The organism is Serratia inhibens (genome assembly GCF_003591175.1).
GTDB lineage: Bacteria > Pseudomonadota > Gammaproteobacteria > Enterobacterales > Enterobacteriaceae > Serratia > Serratia inhibens.
The window spans coordinates 560,716-583,592 of sequence record NZ_QYYG01000001.1 but is presented as its reverse complement, the minus strand read 5'-3'; the positions used below and the strand labels follow the sequence as shown (position 1 = coordinate 583,592).

General features: G+C 57.8%; 17 protein-coding genes and 1 pseudogene. 16 read left to right on the top strand and 2 right to left on the bottom strand.

Annotation, left to right across the window (positions count from 1 at the left end):
- The first annotated feature begins 161 nt into the window (after positions 1-161).
- The 6 genes from D4100_RS02705 (at position 162) to D4100_RS02680 (ending at position 9,494) form a co-directional block, all read left to right on the top strand.
- Positions 162-701 (top strand): (2Fe-2S)-binding protein, encoded by a 540-nt coding sequence (locus tag D4100_RS02705; RefSeq protein ID WP_065506281.1) that lies wholly within the window; start codon positions 162-164, stop codon positions 699-701.
- Complete coding sequence (locus D4100_RS02700; protein ID WP_119802974.1) at positions 694-4,269, top strand: molybdopterin cofactor-binding domain-containing protein; 3,576 nt, start codon at positions 694-696, stop codon at positions 4,267-4,269. Before D4100_RS02705 ends, D4100_RS02700 begins: the two co-directional genes overlap by 8 nt.
- A 98-nt stretch (positions 4,270-4,367) precedes the next feature.
- A complete protein-coding gene (uilS, locus tag D4100_RS02695) occupies positions 4,368-5,228 on the top strand; it encodes a UilS family quorum-quenching N-acyl-homoserine lactonase (protein WP_119802972.1) in 861 nt (286 codons plus the stop codon).
- Between the two features lie 573 nt (positions 5,229-5,801).
- The gene (locus tag D4100_RS02690) at positions 5,802-6,050 is read left to right on the top strand and encodes a hypothetical protein (RefSeq protein WP_237141134.1); all 249 of its coding nucleotides are present in this window, start codon (positions 5,802-5,804) and stop codon (positions 6,048-6,050) included.
- Positions 6,051-6,087: 37 nt separating this feature from the next.
- Positions 6,088-7,356 carry an HlyD family secretion protein gene (locus tag D4100_RS02685; protein WP_119802970.1) on the top strand — a complete coding sequence of 423 codons (1,269 nt, stop codon included), beginning with the start codon at positions 6,088-6,090 and terminating at the stop codon, positions 7,354-7,356.
- A 2-nt stretch (positions 7,357-7,358) separates the two neighbouring features.
- The gene (locus D4100_RS02680) at positions 7,359-9,494 is read left to right on the top strand and encodes a peptidase domain-containing ABC transporter (RefSeq protein ID WP_119802968.1); all 2,136 of its coding nucleotides are present in this window, start codon (positions 7,359-7,361) and stop codon (positions 9,492-9,494) included.
- A 39-nt stretch (positions 9,495-9,533) separates the two neighbouring features.
- Here the strand turns inward: D4100_RS02680 and hpxO are convergent, their stop codons facing one another.
- Complete coding sequence (hpxO, locus tag D4100_RS02675; RefSeq protein WP_119802966.1) at positions 9,534-10,691, bottom strand: FAD-dependent urate hydroxylase HpxO; 1,158 nt, start codon at positions 10,689-10,691, stop codon at positions 9,534-9,536.
- Between the two features lie 260 nt (positions 10,692-10,951).
- Between hpxO and D4100_RS02670 the strand changes: the two genes are divergently transcribed.
- The 10 genes and pseudogenes from D4100_RS02670 to licT all read left to right on the top strand — a co-directional run bounded on the left by D4100_RS02670 (position 10,952) and on the right by licT (position 21,861).
- Complete coding sequence (locus D4100_RS02670) at positions 10,952-13,177, top strand: xanthine dehydrogenase family protein molybdopterin-binding subunit (protein ID WP_065506287.1); 2,226 nt, start codon at positions 10,952-10,954, stop codon at positions 13,175-13,177.
- Positions 13,174-13,632: a (2Fe-2S)-binding protein gene (locus D4100_RS02665; protein ID WP_065506288.1), complete on the top strand. Its 459-nt coding sequence runs from the start codon at positions 13,174-13,176 to the stop codon at positions 13,630-13,632. The genes D4100_RS02670 and D4100_RS02665 overlap by 4 nt, the downstream gene beginning before the upstream one ends.
- Positions 13,633-13,643: 11 nt before the next feature.
- Positions 13,644-14,948, top strand: coding sequence for a cytochrome c (locus D4100_RS02660; RefSeq protein WP_119802964.1), 1,305 nt, complete (start codon positions 13,644-13,646; stop codon positions 14,946-14,948).
- Positions 14,949-15,086: 138 nt separating this feature from the next.
- A pseudogene (locus tag D4100_RS25875) lies at positions 15,087-15,200 on the top strand (recombinase family protein); the annotation flags it as partial.
- Positions 15,201-15,207: 7 nt separating this feature from the next.
- On the top strand, positions 15,208-15,726 hold the full coding sequence (locus D4100_RS02650; RefSeq protein ID WP_237141135.1) for a PAAR domain-containing protein: 519 nt from the start codon (positions 15,208-15,210) through the stop codon (positions 15,724-15,726).
- Positions 15,727-15,736: 10 nt separating this feature from the next.
- Positions 15,737-16,915 carry a hypothetical protein gene (locus tag D4100_RS02645; RefSeq protein ID WP_065506290.1) on the top strand — a complete coding sequence of 393 codons (1,179 nt, stop codon included), beginning with the start codon at positions 15,737-15,739 and terminating at the stop codon, positions 16,913-16,915.
- Between the two features lie 2 nt (positions 16,916-16,917).
- Entirely contained in the window at positions 16,918-17,313 is a 396-nt protein-coding gene (locus D4100_RS02640; protein ID WP_071919902.1) for a hypothetical protein, read from the top strand.
- Between the two features lie 400 nt (positions 17,314-17,713).
- On the top strand, positions 17,714-19,585 hold the full coding sequence (locus D4100_RS02635) for a beta-glucoside-specific PTS transporter subunit IIABC (RefSeq protein WP_119802962.1): 1,872 nt from the start codon (positions 17,714-17,716) through the stop codon (positions 19,583-19,585).
- Positions 19,582-20,994 carry a glycoside hydrolase family 1 protein gene (locus D4100_RS02630; RefSeq protein WP_119802960.1) on the top strand — a complete coding sequence of 471 codons (1,413 nt, stop codon included), beginning with the start codon at positions 19,582-19,584 and terminating at the stop codon, positions 20,992-20,994. Before D4100_RS02635 ends, D4100_RS02630 begins: the two co-directional genes overlap by 4 nt.
- A 27-nt stretch (positions 20,995-21,021) precedes the next feature.
- On the top strand, positions 21,022-21,861 hold the full coding sequence (gene licT / locus D4100_RS02625; RefSeq protein ID WP_006318726.1) for a BglG family transcription antiterminator LicT: 840 nt from the start codon (positions 21,022-21,024) through the stop codon (positions 21,859-21,861).
- Here the strand turns inward: licT and D4100_RS02620 are convergent.
- On the bottom strand, positions 21,858-22,778 hold the full coding sequence (locus tag D4100_RS02620) for a LysR family transcriptional regulator (RefSeq protein WP_119802958.1): 921 nt from the start codon (positions 22,776-22,778) through the stop codon (positions 21,858-21,860). The genes licT and D4100_RS02620 overlap by 4 nt on opposite strands.
- Positions 22,779-22,877: the final 99 nt, after the last annotated feature.

Below are 22,877 nucleotides of genomic sequence, written 5' to 3'. Positions count from 1 at the left end.
CCACAATACATACCCTATAGCTTTCAAGTTGCAGCCAGGCGCCCAGCTTGCTCATCCCCAGGAGCTTACTCCGGTAAGTGACTGGGGGGCGCAAGTGCAGGTAACAACGCTGCGGTTTGAAAGATGACGGGTATAACCGGAACGCAGGCGGAGACGCGACAATGGCGATATCTGAAGTGCCAACGTCCAGGGAGGGGGCGGTAAAAACGCTGACGGAGCGTTCGCTGATGCTGTCGGTGAACGGAAAAAACATTCATATCCAGGTCATGGCGGATACGCCGCTGCTGTTGGTGTTGCGTAACGATCTGGCGCTAAACGGCCCAAAATACGGCTGCGGCCTCGGCGAATGCGGCGCCTGCACCGTGCTGATCGACGGCATTGCCGCACGCTCCTGCGTGATCCCGGCGCTGGGCGTGGCCGATAGGGCGATCACCACGCTGGAAGGGTTGGGGGATCGTGACCACCTGCACCCGGTGCAGCGCGCCTTTATTGAAGAGCAGGCCGCGCAGTGCGGTTATTGCCTCAACGGCATGATCATGACCACCAAAGCCCTGCTGGATCGCAACCCTTCGCCGAGCGACGGCGAAATCCGCCAGGCGCTGTCCGGCAATCTGTGCCGTTGCGGCACCCACATCGAAATCCTGCGTGCGGTTCAGCGCGCCATTATTCTCTGCAGCAGTGAGGAAAACCCGCATGACTGACGCTCGTTTCTCATTGCCGAGCCAGGCCGAATTATTGCAACGTAACGGCACGCTACTGGTTATCGATCAGATCCAGCCGCCGCCGGGCCTGGTACCGAAAGGCCAAACGCCTGCCCTGAAGCCCAAAGAGCAGGGGCTGTTTATCGCCATTTGCGACAGCGGCGAGGTCTATGCCTTTAACGGCCATGTCGATCTCGGCACCGGCGTGCGCACCGCGCTGGGGCAGATTGTCGCCGAAGAACTGTATCTGCGGATGGAGCAGGTCCGCATGGTGCTGGGTGACACCGAAAGCACGCCAAACCAGGGAGCGACCATAGCCAGCGCCACGCTGCAGATTTCCGCCGTGCCGCTGCGCAATGCGGCCGCCGAAGCGCGCCGCTGGCTGCTGCAACAGGCGGCGCAGCGTTTTAACAGCGCGCCAGATCAACTGACGTTGAGCGACGGCGCTATTGTTGGTCCGCAAGGGCAGACGTTGACCTACGGCGAACTGGTGGCGGGGGTGCATGTCGAGTTGCCGATTTCCGGCGACGCGCCGCTCAAACCGCAGGCCGAATACCGGCTGGTGGGCACCAGCACTGCGCGGGTCGATATTCCGGCCAAGGCGACCGGCGAAACTACCTATGTGCACGACATGCGCCTGCCGAATATGCTGCATGGCCGGGTAGTCCGGCCACCGTACGCCGGTTACGACAGCGGTGAGTTCGTCGGTACCAGCCTGCTGGCGGTGGATGAGCAGTCGATCGCCGCGATTCCCGGTATCGTCAAACTGGTGGTGATCGGGGACTTTATCGGCATCGTCGCCGAGCGCGAGGAACAGGCGATCAAGGCGGCGCAGACGCTGCAGGTGAGCTGGAAGGATTGGCGACGCAACCTGCCGCAGATGACCGACGTGGCGCAGGCGCTGCGCGATAATCCGCATTCAACGCGAGTGGTGCATGACACCGGCAACGTCGATGCGGCGCTGGCGTCCGCCGATCGGCGTATCACCCGCAGCTATCTGTGGCCGTACCAGTTGCATGCCTCTATCGGCCCCTCTTGCGCGTTGGCGGACTACCAGCCGCAGCAACTGCGGGTCTGGTCCGGCACTCAAAACCCGCACCTGTTGCGCGCCGACCTCGCCTGGCTGCTGGAATACCCGGAAGCGCAGATTGACATTATCCGCATGGAGGCCGCCGGCTGCTATGGTCGCAACTGCGCCGATGACGTATGCGCCGATGCGGCGTTGCTGTCGCGGGCGGTGGGCCGCCCGGTGCGGGTGCAACTGACGCGCGAGCAGGAACACCTGTGGGAACCGAAGGGTACCGCGCAACTGATGGAGGTCGATGGCGGGCTGGACGCCGCAGGCCATCCCGTCGCCTATGATTTTCGCACCTATTACCCCTCAAATGGCGCGCCGACGCTGGCGCTGCTGCTGACCGGCAGGGTTGAACCCGTGCCTGTGGCTTATGAAATGGGCGACCGCACCTCGGTGCCGCCTTATGACTACCCGGCGCTGCGCGTCAGCATTGAGGATATGGCGCCAATCGTGCGCGCCTCATGGATGCGCGGCGTGTCGGCGTTGCCGAATACCTTCGCGCACGAGTCTTATATCGACGAACTGGCTAACGCCGCCGGCGTCGATCCGCTGGAATACCGGCTGCGTTACATCAACGATGAACGTGCCACCGAACTGATGCGCAGCACCGCCGAACGCGCCGGCTGGACGCCGCATACCGAACCGATGCAGACACCGGCGGAAGACGGCGTGCTGCGCGGGCGCGGTTTCGCCTATGCGCGCTATATACACAGCAAGTTTCCCGGTTTTGGTGCCGCCTGGGCGGCCTGGGTCGCCGACGTGGCAATCGACAAGGCCAGCGGCGAAGTGGCGGTCACGCGCATTGTGGTGGGGCACGACGCCGGCATGATGGTCAACCCGGACGGGGTGCGTCACCAGATCCACGGCAACGTCATCCAGTCGACCAGTCGGGTATTGAAAGAGCGCGTCACCTTCGAAGAATCGACGATTTCCAGCAAGGAATGGGGCGCTTACCCGATATTGACCTTCCCGGAGGTGCCGACGGTCGATGTGGTGATGATGCCGAGGCCGTACGATCCGCCGCTGGGCGCCGGTGAGTCCGCCTCGGTACCCAGCGCGGCGGCGATTGCCAACGCGGTGTTTGACGCCACCGGCATTCGCTTTCGCGAATTGCCGATCACCTCCGATCGGCTGCGCGAGGCGCTGAACGGTCCGGATAGGGCCCGGCAGGAGCCTGCGCCGGCGGCCAAACCCAGGCGCAGCAAATGGTGGTTCGGCGGCGCGGCCGGTATTTTCGGCGCCCTGTTGGGCGTCGCGGCTACGGCACTGCCGTGGCGGACGGCGATTGCACCGGTTGCCACGCCGGGCGCAGGCACCTGGTCTGCCGCGACCCTGGAACGTGGGCGTCAGTTGGCCGCCGTCGGGGATTGTGCGGTCTGTCATACCACCTCGGAGGGCGCGACCAACGCCGGTGGCCTGGCGATGGAAACCCCGTTCGGCACCCTGTACAGCACCAATATCACCCCGGACGTGGCAACCGGCATCGGCAACTGGTCGTTTACCGCTTTCGATCGGGCGATGCGCCAGGGCATCAGCCGCGACGGCCGCCATCTGTATCCGGCGTTTCCTTATACGTCGTTCAGCAAAATGACCGACGGCGACATGCAAGCGCTGTATGCCTACATGATGTCGCAGCCTGCGGTCGCGCAGAGCAACCCGGCTAACCGGATGCGTTTCCCGTTTAATCTGCGCCCACTGATGGCCGGCTGGAATGCGCTGTTTCTGCGCCAGGGCGAGTACCAGCCAGACCCCGCGCAAACTGCGCAGTGGAATCGCGGGTCTTATCTGGTCAACGGCTTGGGCCACTGCGCCGCCTGCCATTCGCCGCGTAACCTGATGGGGGCGGAAAAGGGCGGTACCGGTTTCCTGGCAGGGGCGATGGTGGACGGCTGGGAAGCGCCGGCGTTGAACCAACTGGCCAATGCGGACAAACCCTGGAACGAAGAACAGCTATTCCGGTATCTGCGCAGCGGCCATTCCGCCGAACACGGCGTGGCGGCCGGGCCGATGGGGCCGGTGGTCAGCGAACTGGCTACGCTGCCGGAATCTGACGTGCGGGCCATGGCCGGCTATCTTATCTCTCTGAGCACTCCGACAACGTTAAACGTGGAGCCGCAGGTACAGCTAGCCGGAAGCCTGCAACCCGCGCAGGCGCAGCAGGCCGGCGAACGTCTGTTCCAGGGCGCTTGCCAGGCCTGCCACAGCGCCGCCAGCGGTGGGCCGCAGCTGTTTGGCGTCAGCCCGGATTTGGCCAATAACACCAATATTTTCAGCGATCGGCCGGATAACCTGATCAAAGTGATCCTGCAAGGCATTGCCAAACCGGCCACCGCCGATCTGGGCTTTATGCCGGGCTTCAAGGACAGCTTCTCCGATCGGCAGGTAGCGGATCTGGTGAATTACCTGCGTCAACGCTATGCCGGCCAAAAACCGGCATGGCGAGAAGTGGAGGCTCAGGTGGCCAGACTGCGCGCCAATCCAGGGAATCATTAATAATCTTAAATTGTTACTCAATGTTATTTATTGTTTTGTCTACTGGGTGAGTGAGGTACTCTGCCTTTTGTCTTAGGCATGAAAAACATGGAGTTAATATGCAGTTAAGTACGCACAAAACGGATGGCGGCATCGCATTGACAGTCCGTTTACCTGATGGGATCGCCAAGGCGCCGGTAATTATTCTGTGCCATGGCTTCTGCGGTATTCAGGAAATTCTGCTGCCCGCATTTGCCGAGGCTTTCGCCAATGCCGGCTATGTGGCGGTGACTTTCGATTACCGCGGTTTTGGCGCCAGCGACGGTGAACGCGGTCGCCTGGTTCCGGCGATGCAAATCGACGATATCCTGGCGGTGACCCAGTGGGTGAAGGCATTGCCTGAAGCCGACAGCTCGCGCATTGGCCTGTGGGGCACCTCTTTTGGCGGTTGCCACGTGTTGGGCGCGGCCGCCAACAACCCGGACATCAAATGCGTTGTCAGCCAGTTGGCCTTCGCCGACGGGGAAGAGATCGTGACGGGGAAAATGTCTGCGGACGAGAAGCAGGCGTTTATCGCCACGTTAAGCAAAATGGCGGAAAAAAAGCAGGCCAGCGGCAAAGAGATGTTGGTTGCCATTACCCGGGTGCTGAATGACGAAGAGTCGAAAGCCTTCTTCGAGCATAACAAGGTTCTGTACCCGGCGATGGACATCAAAATTCCTTTCCTGACCGTGCGCGAAACCCTGCAGTACAAGCCGCAAGACAACGCAGCGCGGGTAGATTGCCCGGTGTTGGTGGTAGTTGCCGGTGCCGATACCGTAAACCCGCCGGAGCAGGGTATTGCGCTGTACGACGCGGTGGCCTCCACACAGAAGGCACTGCATGTTGAACCTGGCGCGAAGCACTATGACATGTACGCCGGCCCGCACTTTGACAGCATCATCGCCCACCAGATCGCCTGGTTCAACGAGCGTTTGTAGCGCCGCCAGAGTTTTGCCATAACTAAGAAAGCGACCAGCCGCTGCGTAAAGAAAGCCATTGCAGCGTGCTGTCGCTACTTTCTCCTCTCTTCCAGACCCTAAGCCGTGCCGATGGCGAACCATGCGGTAGCGGTTTGTTCATTAGGTCAGCGCTATTGGGTCTGAAATATAAGAGTGTAAAACCCAATGTATATTAAAAATCATGCTTTCATTAAATAACGATTCTCGTTAGTTATTTAATTAAAACGTTATTGTAGCTCATTTTTATTTTGTCTTTTAAATACCTCTCCCGGTTGACAATAATTGTCAGGATGGTTATATCTAGTGTGATTTTTAAAATCATACTCATTATCAAATACAACGTTAATAAATAACGGAAGTGAATATCATGCAGGTTTTGACCAAGGATGAAGTCAATATGCTCGCTGGCGGTGGTGAAAGCAGCGTAGATACCCGCAGTAAAAAGGGCTGCTACGGCAACCGGAACATCGACTAACTATGGTGGACAGGCTAACGGTTTCATGCCCAATTTATCCCCCGGAATAAGCTCTGAATGCGCATGGGCTCTAGGCCTTGCCGCATTTGGCGGCGGTGTTGGCGGGGCTATTGCCGGCAGTGCCCGTGCGATTGTCTCATGATTTATTCAGAGCTGTGGGGCTGAGCCAGTCTGGCGGCTGGTTTAATATCGATATCCCTGATGGGTGGGCGAAATATATTATTATTTTCTGCGTGCCGGTGGGCATGATTGCTACAATAAAATACCTTTATATTGCGCTACATTGGTGTATCCGCATGGGGAAAAGTGCGGGGAAAGGAAAATAACCACCGGTTTATAAACGGGCCTTAAGGTGTAATTCCCATGACAGGACGTCCGCCCCAGTTGTATCGAGAGGGCTATTTCACCGCGCAGGCGACCAAGGCCGAGGGCGAAGTCATTATTCCGCCCAGCCTCAGTTTAACTGCCTATGCCTGGGCCAGCGGTGCGCTGGTGCTGGCTATCCTGCTATTTCTGATGCTGGGCGAGTATACCCGTAAAGCGCGGCTGGAAGGCGTGGTAATGCCCTCCAGCGGGTTGATCAAAGTGGTTGCCCGCAATGCCGGGCAGGTCACTGAACGTCTGGTGGCTGAAGGAGAAAAGGTTAAGGCCGGCCAGCCGCTTTATCGGCTCAGCGGCGAGCATTTCAACGGGCAGGGCGTTGGCGCGCTGGCGTCGGTGGCCGCGTCACTGGATCAGCAATACCGCATGCTGGAACACCAGCGCGAACAAGAGCGGGCGACCAGCGCTCTGCGGCAAACCGGCGTGCGGCAGCGTATCGCACAGTTGGATGACGAACTGACCAGCCTGGGCTCTGCGTTGACGCTGGTACAGCAACAGGCGGCGTTCTCGCATTCGGTGATGGCGCGTTACCGCAAGCTGATAGCCAAAGGCTATGTGTCCGAAATCGAATTCCAGCAAAAGCAAATGGAACTGTCGACGATGCGGGAAAAGGTCGAAGTCCAACGGCAGGCGCAGTTGAGGTTAAAACGCGAACTGGCGGCGGCAGGTTCGGAACTGCAAACGCTCCAACAACAACAGCAGGGGCGGGACGCCGAGCTTGAACGCCAGTTGCAGGGCATCGATCAGCAAAAAATAGAGCTCGGCGCCCAGCGCGACAATACGCTGACCGCGCCGGTAGACGGGGATGTCGCCGTGGTGCTGGCCCGCGCCGGGCAGACGGTGAAACCCAACGATCCTTTATTGATGATGGTGGCGGACGGGGCGCAGTTGCAGGTAGAGCTTTTTGCCCCGAGCAAGGCGGTGGGCTTTATCAAACCCAGCCAGCGCGTCGGCCTGCGTTTTGCCTCGTTCCCCTATGAAAAATTTGGCGTGCAGTACGGCTCTACCCGCACCATCACGCATGCCAGCCTCAGCGCCGGCGATGCGTTGTTGCAAAATCCGCTGGTCTGGAAGGAAAACGAAGGGCATTACCGTGTGATCGTGGCGCTGGATAAAACCACCATTACGGCTTATGGCCGGCAGGAACCGCTGCGCGTCGGCATGGCGGTGTCCGCGGACATTGAGTTGGACAGCCGCCGCCTGTACGAATGGCTGCTGGAGCCGTTATGGAGCCTGCAAGGGAGGATGTAAGCATGGACGTAACAGAGATGATTAACTGGGGCTGGCGAAAGCGCCTGCCGCTGATCCGCCAAACGGAATCGGCGGAGTGCGGGGTGGCCTGTCTGGCGATGATAGCCGGCTGGCATGGGCACCAGGTCGATATGCGAACGCTGCGCACGGAATGTCATGTTTCGCAGCTTGGCATGACGTTTTCGCAACTGATGACGTGCGCCGAAGGCTTGAATTTAAGCGGTCGCGTCATTCGGCTGGAGCTGGATGAACTGCACCTGCTGGCCGTGCCCTGCATTTTGTATTGGGACATGAACCATTTTACCGTTCTGCGGCGGGTGCGGGGGCAAACGCTGGAACTGCACGATCCGGCGCGCGGCCAATTGAAAATGAGTCTGCAAGAGGCGAACCGCCATTTTACCGGCATCGCGATGGAACTGACGCCCAACCACCGGTTTGAAACCCAGGATCGCAGGGAAAAGATCCGCCTGACAACCTTGATTGGTAAAACGCACGGCCTAAAACCTGCGCTGGCCAGGATCTTTTGCTTCGCCGTGGCGCTGGAGGTGTTGGCGCTGCTCGGCCCGCTGATAAACCAACTGGTGATCGATGAGGTGCTGGTGGCGCTGGACGCCAGCCTGCTGACGCTGATCGTCATCGCCATGCTGCTGATGACCGGCACCCAGATGCTGCTGGAACTGGCCCGGCAGTGGGCGACGCTGACTATGGCGGTCAACTTCAATATGCAGTGGACGGCCAACGTGTTTCACCATTTGCTGCGCCTGCCGATAGGCTGGTTTGAGGCACGCAACATGGGGGATATCAGTGCCAAGTTCGATGCCGTCGACACCATACAGGACACCCTGACGACAACGCTGCTCGAAGCCTTTTTGGACGTGCTGTTGGTGGTGGGGACGCTGATCATGATGTTTTTCTACAGCGTAAAGTTAACCCTGGTGGCCTTGGCCGCCGCCGCCGTTTACGCCCTGTTGCGCCTGTGTTGGTTCAGCACGCTGCGTAAAGCGGCGCAGGACAGCTGGAATGCCGGCACCGAAGAATCCAGCCATTTTCTGGAAAGCCTGCGCGGCGTGTTGAGCCTGCGGGTGAATGGCGCGCTGATGCCGCGGGAATCTGCCTGGCGCAATCTGAACGTCGCCCGGCGCAATGCCCAGTTGCGCGAAAGCAAACTGATGATGGTATACGGTATCATGCAGACCGTTATCGGCAGCGTGGTCGCTGCGGCAGTGCTGTGGCTGGGCGCCGGCTCGGTGCTGGCCGGCGAGTTTTCGGTGGGCATGCTGGTGGCCTATATGTCTTTTCAGGGGCGTTTTTCGGGCAGCATTAACGGCCTGATAGACAAAGTGGTCGCCTACCGAATGCTGGACGTTTATAACGAGCGGTTGGCCGATATCGTGCTGACCCCACGTGAAGGCGCGGCGGCGTCACAGGCCGGCAACCAGGGGCCGGTGTGCCCGGTAAGCGCCTGGCCGGCCGATTTGCCGGTTCTGAGCCTGGAACAGGTCAGTTTCAAATACGCAGGAACCGAACGGGAGATCCTGTCGCAAGTCTCGCTGGACATCATGCCCGGCGAGGTAGTGGCGTTGGTCGGGGCATCCGGCAGCGGCAAAACCACCTTGGCCAAGCTGGTGCTGGGATTATATCCGCCCTCTGCGGGGGTGATACGCACGCTGGGCGTTGAACACCGTCGCGCCGATTATCAACAGACTCGTCAGCATATCGGTGCGGTATTGCAGGAAGATCAGCTGTTTCGCGGTTCCATTGCCGACAACATTACGTTTTTCTCACCGAAAAGGGACAACGATAAACTTGGCGAATGCGTCAGGCTGGCGCAGCTGGATCAGGACATTGAGCAACTGCCGATGGGCTACCAGACCTTAATCAGTGAAATGGGTGGGACCTTGTCCTCCGGGCAGAAACAGCGATTGCTGCTGGCGCGGGCGCTGTATAAAGAGCCGAAGCTGTTGATCCTGGATGAGGCGACCAGCCATTTGGACGTCACCAACGAAATGTTGGTCAGCCGCACCTTGCGCCGGCTTGGCCTGCCGATTTTACTGATCGCTCATCGGCCGGAAACCATCGCCTCGGCGGACCGGGTCATTGAACTGTCGGCGGGGCGTATCCGTACTCAGAGTCTTTGAGGGCTTGCCCCTTTTCCGCCAGGAGAAGGGGCAAGGGGATCAGGCCAGAGGCCCCCCCAGGATAGTCTCTTTCATGCCGGAGAGAATGCGTTCGCCGGTTTCGGTTTTCAGCTCTTCGTACCAGCTGCGGGTGATCTCCATCTCTTTGCCGTGCGTCACGTCGCAGCGCTTGCGCGCTTTCAGCACCAAATCCTTCACCCGGTAGCTGCGTTTCTCCTGATAACGCAGCAGCGCATCCTCGATGCCCAGTGAGTTGGTTTGTAGCGCAATCGCCAGCACCACCGCATCTTCCATCGCCGCACAGCCGCCCTGGCCGATATCCGGCGTGGTGCTGTGACCGGCGTCGCCCAGTAACGCCACCCGGCCGCGCACCAACTGTTCGAAGGGCTCGATATCGTGAATTTCAATGCGGTTGACGGTGTCGGGATCGAGCGCGGCAATCAGTTTCTGCACCGGTTCGGCCCAACCGGCGAAGTAGCGTTGCAGATCGGCGCGCACCGTGCTGCGGTCTTCCGCCAGCCCGGTCGGCAGCGGAACGTCGAAGAAAAAGTAGAAACGGTTGCCGGAGACCGGCATCAACGAAACCCGCTTGCCCTCACCGACAAAAGTGGTCCACTGATCGGCCGGGGCGATAGATTCATCAATCGTCACCAGCCCGTTCCAGTTGACGTAACCGGCATAGCGACGCTCCACCCCATGCCCGAGCACGTAAGGGCGGATGGCTGAATGGGTGCCGTCGGCGGCGATCAGAAAATCACCGTGGGTCTGGCTGCCGTCCTCGAACCAGGCGATGACGCCATCCTGGGTTTCTTCAAGGCCGTTGACGCGCTTGCCAAAGCGCACATTGTCACGACCGTAGGTATCCAGCAGCATGGCCTGAAGTTCGGCACGGGCGACCGGATAGGGGCGTTCGCCGACGCTGGCGATCAGCGGATCCAGGCTGAAACGCGTCAGGGTATGGCCGTGCAGATATTCCTGATAAGCCATGTAGTGCATCGGGCCGCCGAGCCGGCGCAGGGGTTCCTTCATGCCGAGATAGTTAAGGCACTTTACGCCGTTCGGCCAGATGGAAATCGCCGCACCTACCGGCTTGATCTCTTTCACCGCTTCAAAAACCTCGGTCTCGATGCCGCAGCGCTTCAATGCGATTGCGGCGCAAAGCCCGCCGATACCGCCGCCGATGATGATTGCTTTCATGTTCTTCTCCTTCGTAGCCATAACAGGGAGAAGCAATTCCCGTACCAGCCTGCAGGCACCGGGGGGCGGCGTTAAGGGGGAATATTGGCGCGATTTGGTGCAAAACCTGAACCGGGTTGGGGCAATATGTGCTCAGTTGCACACTGGCAAAAGAATTCGACTAGTATAAGTTTGTTGCGCCCAGGTTAAAAAAGAGGCCGTGATAACAATATGAAAGCGCCGCGATGGTGATGTCATCCGGCATTTTGGAGCGATGATCAATGAAACTACCCGAAGTCCCGCTTACGCGGCGGCGGTTTATCGTCGGCGCCGGCGCGCTGGTGATTGGTGCCTATCTGCCGTCTACCGGCGCACTGGCACGCACCACTCCCGCCACTGCGCCAGAAAGCAACGCATTTGAAGCCAACGCCTTCGTACAGATCGGCGAAGACGGCATCGTCACCGTCGTCAGCAAACACACCGAAGTGGGCCAGGGCGTCTATACCGGCATGGCGACGCTGGTCGCAGAGGAGCTGGACGCAGACTGGGCGCAGGTGCGCGTAGTCGCCGCCCCGGTAGACACCAGCGTCTACAAAAACCTGTCATTCGGATTCCAGGGCACCGGCGGTTCCAGCTCGGTGGCCAACGCCTATGACCAAATGCGGCGCATGGGGGCCATGGCGCGGGCGTTGCTGGTTCAGGCCGCCGCCCAGAGCTGGAAAACCTCAGCGCAGGAGATCATCATACAGGCCGGCAAGATCAGCCACCCTGCCAGCGGCCGCGAAGCGGGCTTCGGCGAGTTCGCCGCATTGGCCGCTAAACTCCCGCCGCCGGATCCCGCAGGGTTGACGCTGAAGGACCCGGCCAATTTTACCCTGATCGGCAAAGTGAGCGGCTTGCACCGTGTGGATTCGCTGGCGAAGACCAACGGCAGCGCGCAGTTCACGCAGGACATTCATGAGCCGGACATGTTGACCGTCACCATAAAAAAATCGCCGCGCTTTGGCGGCAAAGTGGCGTCGTTTGACGCCAGCCGGGCGTTGCAGGTGCCCGGCGTGGTGGATGTGAAGCAGACCGACACCGGCGTAGCGGTTTACGCCAAAAATACCTGGGCGGCAATCCAGGGCCGCGAAAAATTGCAGGTAGAGTGGGACGATTCCCAGGCTGAAAGGCGCAATACCGAGCAAATTTTTGCCGAATTCCGCCAGGTGGCGCAAAAAACCGGTCTGGTGGCGACCAACCGCGGCAAGCCGGACGAGGTTTTCGACAAGGCCGACAAGGTGATCGAAGCGGAATATACCTTCCCCTACGTGGCCCATGCGCCGATGGAGCCGCTCGATGGTTATCTGTTCTGGGACGGCGAAAGCGTCAAGGCGCGTTACGGCTGCCAGATCCAAACTCTCGACCATAAACAGCTGTGCGATCTGTTCCAGCTACCGCCGGAAAAAGTGCAAATCGAAACCATTTTGGCGGGGGGCAGCTTCGGCCGACGCATCGATCTGGGCAACCCGACATTGGGGCCGGATCTGGCGGCGGATATGGCCGCTGCCGCCAAGGCTATCGGGCCCGGTCATGGCGTGAAGGTGGTGTGGACGCGTGAGGACGATATTCGCAACGGTTGGTACCGCCCGATGATTTTGCACCGGCTGCGCGGGGCGATCCGGGGCGGCAAGGTGGTGGGCTGGACCGATACCGTCGTCGGCCACTCCTGGACGGTCAACAGCGCCATGGCGGCGCTGGTGGTCAACGGTGTCGATCAGATGATGATCGAAGGCGCCAGCGAACTGCCTTATACCTTCGAAAGTTTCCGTTGCGATACCCATATCGTGCCGGGCAAGGTGCCGACCACCTCGCTGAGATCGGTCGCCAGCACCCATACCGGCCATGCGGTGGAAAGTTTTATCGATCAGTTGCTGCAGGAAACCGGGCAGGATCCGGTGGAAGGGCGGCTGGCGCTGATGGGGGACGCACCGCGCGAAGCCGGCGTGTTGCGCGCGGTGGCGAAAGCCGCCAACTGGCAGGGAGCCAAGGTAGTGGATGGCCGGGCGCGCGGCGTCGGCGTCGCCAAGGCGTTTGACACCCGGGTGGCGCAGATTGCCGAAGTGTCTATCGGCGAAGGCGGCATTCCGCGCGTACACAAGGTGTGGTGCGCGGTGGATTGCGGTGTGGCGGTGAATCCTGACGTGATCCGCGCGCAGATTGAGGGCGGTATCGGTTACGGCCTGAGTATCGCGTTGTACGGCAACATCACCTTAAAAGACGGCATGGTCGAACAATCCAACTTCAACAATTTCCGCCCGCTGCGGATTGATGAAATGCCGGAAATCGAGGTGATTATCGTGCCTTCAACCGAAAAACCCACTGGCGTGGGCGAACTGGGCGTGCCGACCATCGGCCCGGCGGTCGGCAATGCGCTGGCGCTGCTCGGGCGTCCCCGTACCTCGCTTAGTCTGCCCTTACACCGTCCCAACAGCGACGCCAGTGTCCTTCCAAGGAGAACGTCATGATTACTTTAACCGTTAACGACCAAGCGCTGACGTTTGATGGCGATACCCACATGCCGTTGTTGTGGTTTTTGCGCGATGAAGCCGGGCTGACCGGCACCAAGTTTGGCTGCGGCATCGCCATGTGCGGTGCCTGTACCGTTCATCTGGACGGCGTGCCGGTACGTTCCTGCATGACGCCGGTTTCGGCGGCGGTCGGCAAGAAAATCACCACCATCGAGGCCATCGGCGAAACGCCGGCGGGTAAAGCGGTGCAGGAAGCTTGGGTCAATCTGGACGTGGTGCAGTGCGGCTACTGCCAGTCAGGCCAGATCATGAGTGCCAGCGCGCTGCTGGCCCAGAGCAAAAACCCGAGCGATGCGGATATTGACGCGGCGATGGGCGGCAACGTTTGCCGCTGCGCTACTTACGTGCGCATTCGCGCTGCCATCCACCAGGCCGCCAAGGCGTTGGATTAAGGGAGAAACTCATGAGCAATGCCCTGAGATGGCTGTTATGGCTGATTGTCGCGGTCGTGGTGATAGCCGGCGGTTATGCGCTGTATACCCTGCTGCGGCCGGTTGGCCCGGAGCCTGCCGCGCCCATCGCCGGTGCGCCGGCCGGCATTACCGATAAACTGGCGCGCGGTGAATATCTGGCGCGCGCCGCCGACTGCGTGGCTTGCCACACCGCGCCGGGTGGTAAACCTTTCGCCGGCGGTTTCGCGTTTAAACTGCCGTTCGGCACTATTTACGGCACCAATATTACTGCGGACAAAGAAACCGGTATTGGCGACTGGAGCGACGAGCAGTTTGTGCGTGCGGTGCGTGAGGGCGTCGGTCCGCAGGGTAACCTGTATCCGGCGATGCCTTACACCTCTTACACTGCGTTAAGCCGCGACGACGTGCTGGCGATCAAGGCGTATCTGTTCAGCCTGCCGCCGGTGAAACAGGCTAACCCGCAAAACGATCTGCCATTCCCGTTCAATCAACGCTGGGGAATGAAGTTCTGGAATCTGGCGTTCTTCCATGAAAAACGCTTCGAACCGAATCTCAACCAGGATGAACAGTGGAACCGCGGTGCTTACCTGGCGACCGCGCTGGGGCACTGTAGCGAATGCCACACGCCGCGCAATCTGGCCTTTGGCATTAACCAGAGCAAGAACCTCGGCGGTGAGGTGATCCAGGGTTGGTTTGCCGGCAATATCACCCCGGATGCGCAGACCGGCATCGGCGGCTGGAGCGAGCAGCAACTGTCGCAGTATCTGGCGACCGGCCACGCAGAGGGGCGCAGCAGTGCCGCCGGCCCGATGGCGGAGGCGGTGGAAAACAGCCTGCAGTATCTGACGCCGGAGGATAATCAGGCATTGGTGAAATACCTGCGCAACATAGAACCTATCGCCGGTGACAGTGCCAGCGCGGTGAACCTGCAACCGAAGGGCGCGTTGTCCTCCAGCGCGGTGCTGCCGGGCGGGCAAGAGGATTCGTTGGGCCGCAGGCTGTTTGCCGGTGATTGCAGTGGCTGTCACCAGTGGAACGGCGTTGGCCGACAAAGTAAATACGCTTCGTTGGTCGGCAGCACGGCGGTGAACGATCCGCAGGGCCGTAGCGTGGTGCAGGCGATCCTCAAAGGCACCCGCATCAGCATCGGGGAGCAGCATGAGGTCATGCCGGACTTCGGCGCTCAATATTCGGACGAAGAAGTGGCGGCGGTGGCCAACTATGTGGTCGGCCAGTTTGGCGAGAAGCAAGGGAAGGTCACGGCGAAACAGGTCGCGGAACAACGCAAACAGTAACGATCGGCGAGGTGATCCCTCGCCGAAAAAAGACTGTTTTTTGTACTTTTCGACTTTAGCTGGTCGCAGGCAACGAAACTTACCGGAATCCGGTGTTCTGTTGCCTCGCCAGATATCATCATTAGTCAGGTTGATATTCAGGTTAAGAAGCCGAGTATCCGGGAAACAGTAGATACAACGGGGTACAGTCCTTCTCAGATCTGTCGTATCCAGGCGCTGTATCGACAATCAGAAACGGAAGAGTTGGGTTAAGTCGTGATTGCTGTATGATGCCGGTGAGGATAACCGCTTATATATTGAGGGATTAATGATGGCGAGAGCACTGGCCTGTCTTGGCGACAAAACGAGTTATGGGGAAATCATTTCTGCCACCGCGACCTGGTTTGAAGGAAATAAAGCAATAGCCCGAACCGGTGACAAGGCATCATGCAGCAAATGCAACGGGTACTTTGAAATCCTCGCCTCTGCACAATACTGGGCAGAAGAAGGTAAAGCATATGTAGCCACCGGCGACAGGGTGTTGTGCCGTTGCCCCGATCACTATGTTTACGGTTCAACCACGCAGTCTACCAACACAGGTACTGGTTCCCTGACCTCTCGCAATACCCGTCATACTTCCATTCCCGCACAGCAGGCTCAAGACGCCAGCGCCCGGAACTGCATCCGTTTTCAGTGCGCCGGTGACGACGGCCAACTCATGGCCGGTTGCCGCTATACCCTGATGTTACCGGATGGCATTATGCTGAATCGGCTGAAAATATTAACCTGCATATATTAATGGATTAATTATGACTGTTTACCATCTTAGTACCCGTATTAACTCTAATGTCCCGGCTGATTTTTTGTTGTATGACCTGTGCATTTATCGTATGGACTCCAGCAGAAATAAACACCCCTTGGTGGATGTGAAACAACAGCCTTTTCTGGGTAATTATGAAACACAGAGTCACATGACCGGGAATATAAATGAACCACTCTCGATCATTTATATTATGGAAGTGAAACTTTACCGAAAAACCATGTTGCATACGCATTGTATGACGCCTGTTCCGTTCACTAAGATGTACACGCTTGAAGAATTTGCGTCAGGCAAAGCCTGGTCTCCAGTCAAGCGGGAGAACCCCTGTTATTTTGAGTCAAAAGGGACAATGAAGCCTGAAAGTCAGGGGGGCGAAACAAAGCAGATTAAAATCACCATCCCGGAACGTCCATTTATTGCGAAAGAATACCTCATCGGTGATTCCAGAGATCCTTTTGATAAAAATTTAATAGAACGTCAAATAGATGAAAGATTTAACGGGTTTGATTTCCCTAATCAAATAGCTGCAAGTGTATGTGGACCTGCTACATTTTTTTACTGCCTGCAAAAGGATCGCCCTGATGCGTATGCGCAAGCTGCCCGTGAACTTTGGCGATACGGAAAAACTAAAATAGGCGATTTAATCATCTCACCAGGTGAAGGCTGTCGGCACCCGACAGGTGCATTTTACTATGATGACGGCAGGCCGAAGATAGCCGGTGCTGACTGGATGACGTTGGCTGGGCTAAGGGATTCAGAGAATACGGTGCTGAGCTTTGATGCTCTTGATTCTCCAGTGGCGGGGATCACCATGTGGCAAACACTGACAGAGTGGTTTGAAAAAGCCGGTTATGAAATGGTCTTTAGTAATGTAGGAATCACTCAGGTAGGCGTCCAGGGAATCAGAGATTTAAATAAATATATTGAGCAAGGCTATAAAGTCGTCACATTAATAAACGATGGACTTCTTGGAAATAGTACAAACAAAACAACGTTACCTACACACTGGGTTGTCTGGGATGGTTCAGTCACACAAGATCCCAACGGATATATTAGTTTGGAATTGTTTTCTTGGGGAAAAACAAGAAACTGGATAAAACCTAAAAGAGATTTGCAATTTTTTATTAACAGATTTTTTGGAGGGATGGTTTTTAAACCATTGAAATAAAAATGAGAAGAATATTTTTTGTTTTATCTTTGTTTTTACTATCTGCCTGTTCGTTACAGGCAGAATTTACTCCAGAAGGAGAAGTTCTTAATGATGCAACTGTTGGGGTCCCCTATTATAACCAAATAAATATATTTGGCGGAATAGTTCTTTCTTATGATATTTATGGTAAGCAAGTCATTGCAGGAGATATTCATCCAGATCATTTAGGTCTCCACCTACAGTATTGTGATGATGATGAATTCAATAATTGCATTCAGATTAGGGGGACACCAACAAAAGCAGCTATAGTTAAAGTGCGAGTACATGGCGGCTTAGGTGGCGGAATGCTTTCAAAATCAGGAGAATTCGATAAAACCTATACTATTAAGATCAAAGATTCAGAAGGATCTTCTTAATATCGTTTGCGTGGTACGCAGTATCGCGATCCCCCGTAAGGATACGAGAATCCACTCAGGTAGCGGTTCTCTTGTATCTGAGTGGTCAAAACTTAACCTTGACGTACAGTGCGGCGATGCCAGCGGCTGCGCCAAAAAAGCGCATGGCAGGGGGCAACGGGTGACATTGCAGTGCATTTTCGGCGAAGAGTGATGTTGCTCGCAAAGTTTGACGAAGGCAGTTGCTGAAAAATCGCAACTATGGCGATACTTCCGTCGCGATCTTCGTGGTCGCCAGACATTTTTATTACGGCGTGTTACTGCTCAGGCAGGCAAGACCAAAATAGGAATGCACCTCTCATCATGATGAGGCGCATTTTCATTTTGGTCTTTTTTTTTGCTTTTTTACCGGGGAAAATCGATGGATTACAAACAGTTGGGCCTGGAAATATTGGCGCTGGTAGGCGGTAAAGCCAACGTCAGCAAACTGACGCACTGCGCCACGCGCCTGCGCATGGAGTTTAACGATGACGGCAAGGTGCAGGCGAAAGCCATTGAGGCCTTGCCAGGAGTGATCAGCGTGGTGGAGCGCGGCGGCCAGTTTCAGATCGTGGTCGGCAATAACGTGCAGCAAACCTTCCGCACGCTGCAAAAGGAGATTGGCGATCTCGGCGGCCGACAGGGCGAAAAGAAACAGCAGGCCAGAGGCGGGGTGTTTTCGCGGATCATCAGTGTCATCTCCACCACATTCACTCCGGTGATCCCGGCGATCACCGGGGCGGGGATGATCAAGGCGCTGCTGGCGATCCTCAAATTGACCGGTGTGATAGACGCCGCCAGCCCGACCTATCGTCTGCTGGACACCATCGCCGATGCGGCCTTTTTCTTCCTGCCGGTATTGCTGGCCTACGGCGCCTCGATCAAGTTCGAATGCAACCCGATACTGGCGATGACCATCGCCGGCGCCTTGCTGCACCCCAATTTGGCACAGATGTTGGCGGCGGGCACCGCGATTGATTTTATCGGTATTCCGGTGCGCCTGGCGGACTATGCCGGTTCGGTGCTGCCGATTATTTTCACCGTGTGGCTGATGTCCTATATCGAGCGTTTTGCGGAGAAAGTGTCGCCGACGATGATCAAGTTTTTCACCAAACCGATGATTATCCTGTTGGTTACGGCGCCGCTGGCGTTGGTGGTGGTCGGGCCGTTCGGTATTTTTCTTAACGACCTGGTCGCCGCAGGCGCGGCCATCGTCGACGGCAAGGCCAGTTGGCTGATCCCGATGCTGATGGGCGGGCTGCAACCCTTCCTGGTGATCACCGGCACTGCCTGGGCGATGACGCCTATCGCCACCGGCCAGTTAAGCAAAAACGGTTTTGAAATGATTAACGGGCCGGGCATGCTGGCGTCCAATATCGCGCAGGGCGCGGCGACGCTGTGCGTGGCTTTCCGCACCAAAAACAAAAATCTGCGTCAACTGGCGTCCTCCGCCGGGTTCACCGCGCTGCTGGGGATCACCGAGCCTTCGCTGTATGGCGTTACGCTGAAGCTGCGCAAACCGCTGATTGCGGCGATGATCGGCGGCGGTTGCGCCGGTATCTATGCCGGGCTGAGCGGGCTGGTGCGCTATGCCTTCGTTTCTCCGGGATTGGCGGCGCTGCCGGCATTTATCGGTGAAAACCCGATGAATATCGTTCATGCGCTGATCACCTGTGCCATTGCCATCGTGGTGACCTTCGCGCTGACCTGGATCCTCGGCTTTGACGATCCGGTTGAAGAGCAAGAGCAGGAGACCGCACCGGCGGCGGCCCCCATCGGCGGCGATGAGCAGCAGATTTTCAGCCCGCTGTCCGGCCAACTGGTGGCGCTGGAGCAGGTTAACGACGACGTGTTCTCGCAGGGGTTATTGGGACAGGGCGTGGCGATAAGGCCGCAGGAAGGGGTGTTGCGCGCGCCGCTGGACGGCGAGGTGGCGACCTTCCTGCCGTCGATGCACGCGGTGGGCATCAAGGGCGACAACGGCGTCGAACTGCTGGTGCATATCGGCATCGATACGGTCAATCTGGCTGGCCGGCATTTTGCATCTGACTTGCAGATTGGCGATCGGGTCAAGGTGGGGGACGAACTGGTGCGTTTTGATATTGCGGCGATTACCGGGTTGGGTTACGACATCACTACGCCGGTATTGGTGATCAACAGCGAAGCGTTCCCGCAATTGAGCTGCCGTCAGCCGGGCAGCGTGGGTTTTGGCGAGACAATCATCACCCTCAATATTCCCAAGGAGCCGGCATGATTTATCAACGACTGGACGATTTCCCCGCAGATTTTCTGTGGGGAGCCTCTACCTCCGCCTATCAAGTGGAGGGGGCCTGGGACGAAGACGGTAAAAGCCCGTCGATTGTAGACATGCTCGATCATCCTGAAGAAACCGCCGATTTCAAGGTGGCCAGCGATCATTATCACCGTTTCCGCGAAGACGTGGAACTGTTCGCCGAGCTGGGGCTGAAGGCCTATCGCTTTTCCGTCGCCTGGACGCGGGTGCTGCCCAACGGCACCGGTGAGGTTAACGCCGCCGGGCTGGCGTTCTATCGGCAACTGATCGATGAACTGCAACGTCACGGCATTGAACCTGTGGTGACGCTGTATCACTTCGATTTGCCTTACGTGCTCGAACAGCAGGGCGGCTGGTCCAATCGCGCCACTATCGATGCGTTTGTCGAGTATGCGGCGGTGCTGTTTGATGCCTTTGGCGATCGGGTAAAATATTGGCTGACCATCAATGAACAGAACACCATGATCCTGCATCCGGGTGCCATTGGCATGCCGAAGGGCGGCGAGTTGCCGTCCAAACAGGTGCTGTATCAGCAAAGCCACCACATGCTGGTGGCGCAGGCCAGGGTGATGGCGTTGTGCCACCAACGCTGCCCAGCCGGCAAAATCGGCCCGGCGATTAACACCACCTCGATGTATCAGGAAACCTGCCATCCGCTGGACGCCATCGCCGCACACAACTGGGAAACGCTGCGCTGCTGGAGCTTCCTCGACGTGGCGGTGCATGGGCGCTATAACGCACTGGCCTGGCGATATTTGCAGGACCGCGGCCTGGCGCCGCAAATGGAACCGGGCGATGCGGCGCTGTTGCTGCAGGGCAAACCGGATTACGTGGCGATCAACTACTATTCCACCGCCACCATCGCCGCCAGCCGGGGCGATGCTTCGGACATCAGTGCCCGCGCCGGCGATCAGCAAATCATGCTGGGGGAACCGGGAGTGTACCGCGCGGCGGAGAACCCGTTCGTTGGCAAAACCCGTTACGGTTGGGTGATCGATCCGGTCGGGCTGCGCCTGACGTTGCGTAAAACCTACGAACGCTACCATTTGCCGATATTAATTACTGAAAACGGCATTGGCGCCCCGGATGAGTTACAGGCCGATGGTACAATTAATGATGACTACCGCATTGAGTTTATGCGCCGGCACGTTGAACAGATGCAACTGGCGATCAACGACGGCGTTGAACTAATGGGGTATTGCCCGTGGGCGGCGATAGACGTGGTCAGCACCCATCAGGGCTACGCCAAGCGTTACGGGTTTATCTATGTGAATCGGGGCGAACAGGATCTGAAAGATCTGCGGCGTATCAAAAAGCGCAGTTTTGACTGGTATCAACGGCTGATTGCCACTCATGGCCGGCAACGCTAATAAAAATAAAGGGTGATGGCCGCGACGATGAAAGTCATTAAGGTACTCAATAATAGCCTGGTGCTATCAACAGACAGCGATAACAACGAAGCTATCGTCATGGGCAAGGGTATTGGCTTTAACAGCAAAGTGGGTGATGTTCTCGACCCGGCCACTATTGAGAAAGTGTATGTGGTACAGAACAGCCAAAAGGGCCGTGATTACCTGCGGTTGATGGAAAACACGCCGGTGGAGCACCTGGAGATTGTGCAGATGATCCTCTCCGAGGCCAACCGGCAGCTTAATGGCCGCATTAACGAGCAGATTTTCTTCACTCTGGCGGACCACATCAGCTTTGCCATCGAGCGCTATCACAAGGGCATTGCGATCCAAAACCGGTTGTTGTTCGAGGTGAAGCGCTTCTATCCGCAGGAGTTCGCGGTGGCGGCGCAGGCGCTGGCGCACATCAATCAGCGGCTTAACATCGCTCTGCCGGAAGAAGAGGCGGGGAATATCGCGTTCCATCTGGTTAATGGCCAGACCGACGTGCAGAACATGGAACATACCCTGCTGTCGGTCAAGATGCTGAAAGACATTTTCAATATCATCAAATACCACTTTCGCATCAATATCGATACGGATTCGCTCAACTACGCGCGTTTTCTGGTGCATATGCAGTTTTTTATTCAGCGGATGGTCGAGGGGCAACAGATGGCGTCGAAAGACGACTTCATCTTTGCCCAGGTGACCAGGGAGTACCCGAACGCCTATCGCGGCGCGCTGCTGATCCGCGACTATGTGAAGAATCTGCTGGAGATGGAGATGTCGAACGATGAACTGCTGTATCTGGTGATCCACCTGACGCGTATCGCCGACCAGCAGGACTAGCCGGAATGCCGTGCGCTGACCGCCTCGGCCACCAACGCACGAAAGCGCTGGATGAGGGGGGACGTGCGGTTGCTGTGCAGTGCCAGGTACAGCGGCGCACTGAGCTGGGCTTCATCGCCGATTGCCCGGTAGACGATGCCGTCGCCGCCCAACCGCCGCATCGAAGCCGGTACGATCGACAGCCCCAGACCGGCCCCCACCAGGCTGAGCGTTGCGGGCAGACGCGGGGCCTCCTGAATGACGCGCGGGCTGAACCCGGCGCGATGGCAGGCGGCTAAAATGGCATCGTACAAGCCCTGGCCCGCAGGGCGGCGGTAGAGAATAAAGGCTTCGTTGGCCAACGACAGCAGTGGCAAAGGCTGCTCGCTGTCGAAAGCCAGCCGGTGGCCGACCGGCAGGGCGACCAGCATCGGTTCGCGCAGAACCGGCTCAATGGTCAGGCCTGGAATGCCGCTGACCGGCGAGCGCACAAAAGCCACGTCGAGCCGCTCATCCACCAGCGCATCCAACAGTTCGCCGCTGCCGGCCTCTTCCAGTTGGGTGGTGATGCCCGGCAGGATCTCGCGATAGCGGCGCAACAGGTTAGGCACAAACGGGTGCAACGCGGCGGAGCTGGTGAAGCCGATGGCGATATGCCCCTGTTCACCGCGTGCTGCACGGCGCACTGCCTCAGTCAACAGTTCGGCGCGGGCCAACAGCGCACGCGCTTCATTAAACAGCACGTTGCCCGCTTCGGTGGCACGCACGCCGCGCGGCAGACGCTGCAACAGTTTTACCCCCAGCTCATCCTCAAGCCCCTGCAGCAGGCGGGTCAGCGGCGGCTGTTGAATAAACAAGCGTTCGGCGGCACGGGTGATATTGCCTTCTTCGACTACCGTAACGAACGCCCGCAGGCGACGAAGTTCGATCATAGACATACCTGAAAGGTATCCTTGTTGATTCCGAAATGCATTAGACATCATGTCATGGCGGCGCGCATCATACCAGGCATCAAAATAAGCGATGTGGAACGACCA

What these genes read in the sequence shown, in the direction of transcription:
- D4100_RS02640 (WP_071919902.1), top strand. Translation starts at nt 16,918, where the DNA reads ATGAGAAGAATATTTTTTGTTTTATCTTTGTTTTTACTATCTGCCTGT.
- D4100_RS02705 (WP_065506281.1), top strand. Translation starts at nt 162, where the DNA reads ATGGCGATATCTGAAGTGCCAACGTCCAGGGAGGGGGCGGTAAAAACG.
- D4100_RS02635 (WP_119802962.1), top strand. Translation starts at nt 17,714, where the DNA reads ATGGATTACAAACAGTTGGGCCTGGAAATATTGGCGCTGGTAGGCGGT.
- D4100_RS02660 (WP_119802964.1), top strand. Translation starts at nt 13,644, where the DNA reads ATGAGCAATGCCCTGAGATGGCTGTTATGGCTGATTGTCGCGGTCGTG.
- D4100_RS02645 (WP_065506290.1), top strand. Translation starts at nt 15,737, where the DNA reads ATGACTGTTTACCATCTTAGTACCCGTATTAACTCTAATGTCCCGGCT.
- D4100_RS02670 (WP_065506287.1), top strand. Translation starts at nt 10,952, where the DNA reads ATGAAACTACCCGAAGTCCCGCTTACGCGGCGGCGGTTTATCGTCGGC.
- D4100_RS02620 (WP_119802958.1), bottom strand. Translation starts at nt 22,778, where the DNA reads ATGTCTATGATCGAACTTCGTCGCCTGCGGGCGTTCGTTACGGTAGTC.
- D4100_RS02630 (WP_119802960.1), top strand. Translation starts at nt 19,582, where the DNA reads ATGATTTATCAACGACTGGACGATTTCCCCGCAGATTTTCTGTGGGGA.
- D4100_RS02665 (WP_065506288.1), top strand. Translation starts at nt 13,174, where the DNA reads ATGATTACTTTAACCGTTAACGACCAAGCGCTGACGTTTGATGGCGAT.
- uilS (WP_119802972.1), top strand. Translation starts at nt 4,368, where the DNA reads ATGCAGTTAAGTACGCACAAAACGGATGGCGGCATCGCATTGACAGTC.
- D4100_RS02685 (WP_119802970.1), top strand. Translation starts at nt 6,088, where the DNA reads ATGACAGGACGTCCGCCCCAGTTGTATCGAGAGGGCTATTTCACCGCG.
- hpxO (WP_119802966.1), bottom strand. Translation starts at nt 10,691, where the DNA reads ATGAAAGCAATCATCATCGGCGGCGGTATCGGCGGGCTTTGCGCCGCA.
- D4100_RS02700 (WP_119802974.1), top strand. Translation starts at nt 694, where the DNA reads ATGACTGACGCTCGTTTCTCATTGCCGAGCCAGGCCGAATTATTGCAA.
- licT (WP_006318726.1), top strand. Translation starts at nt 21,022, where the DNA reads ATGAAAGTCATTAAGGTACTCAATAATAGCCTGGTGCTATCAACAGAC.
- D4100_RS02680 (WP_119802968.1), top strand. Translation starts at nt 7,359, where the DNA reads ATGGACGTAACAGAGATGATTAACTGGGGCTGGCGAAAGCGCCTGCCG.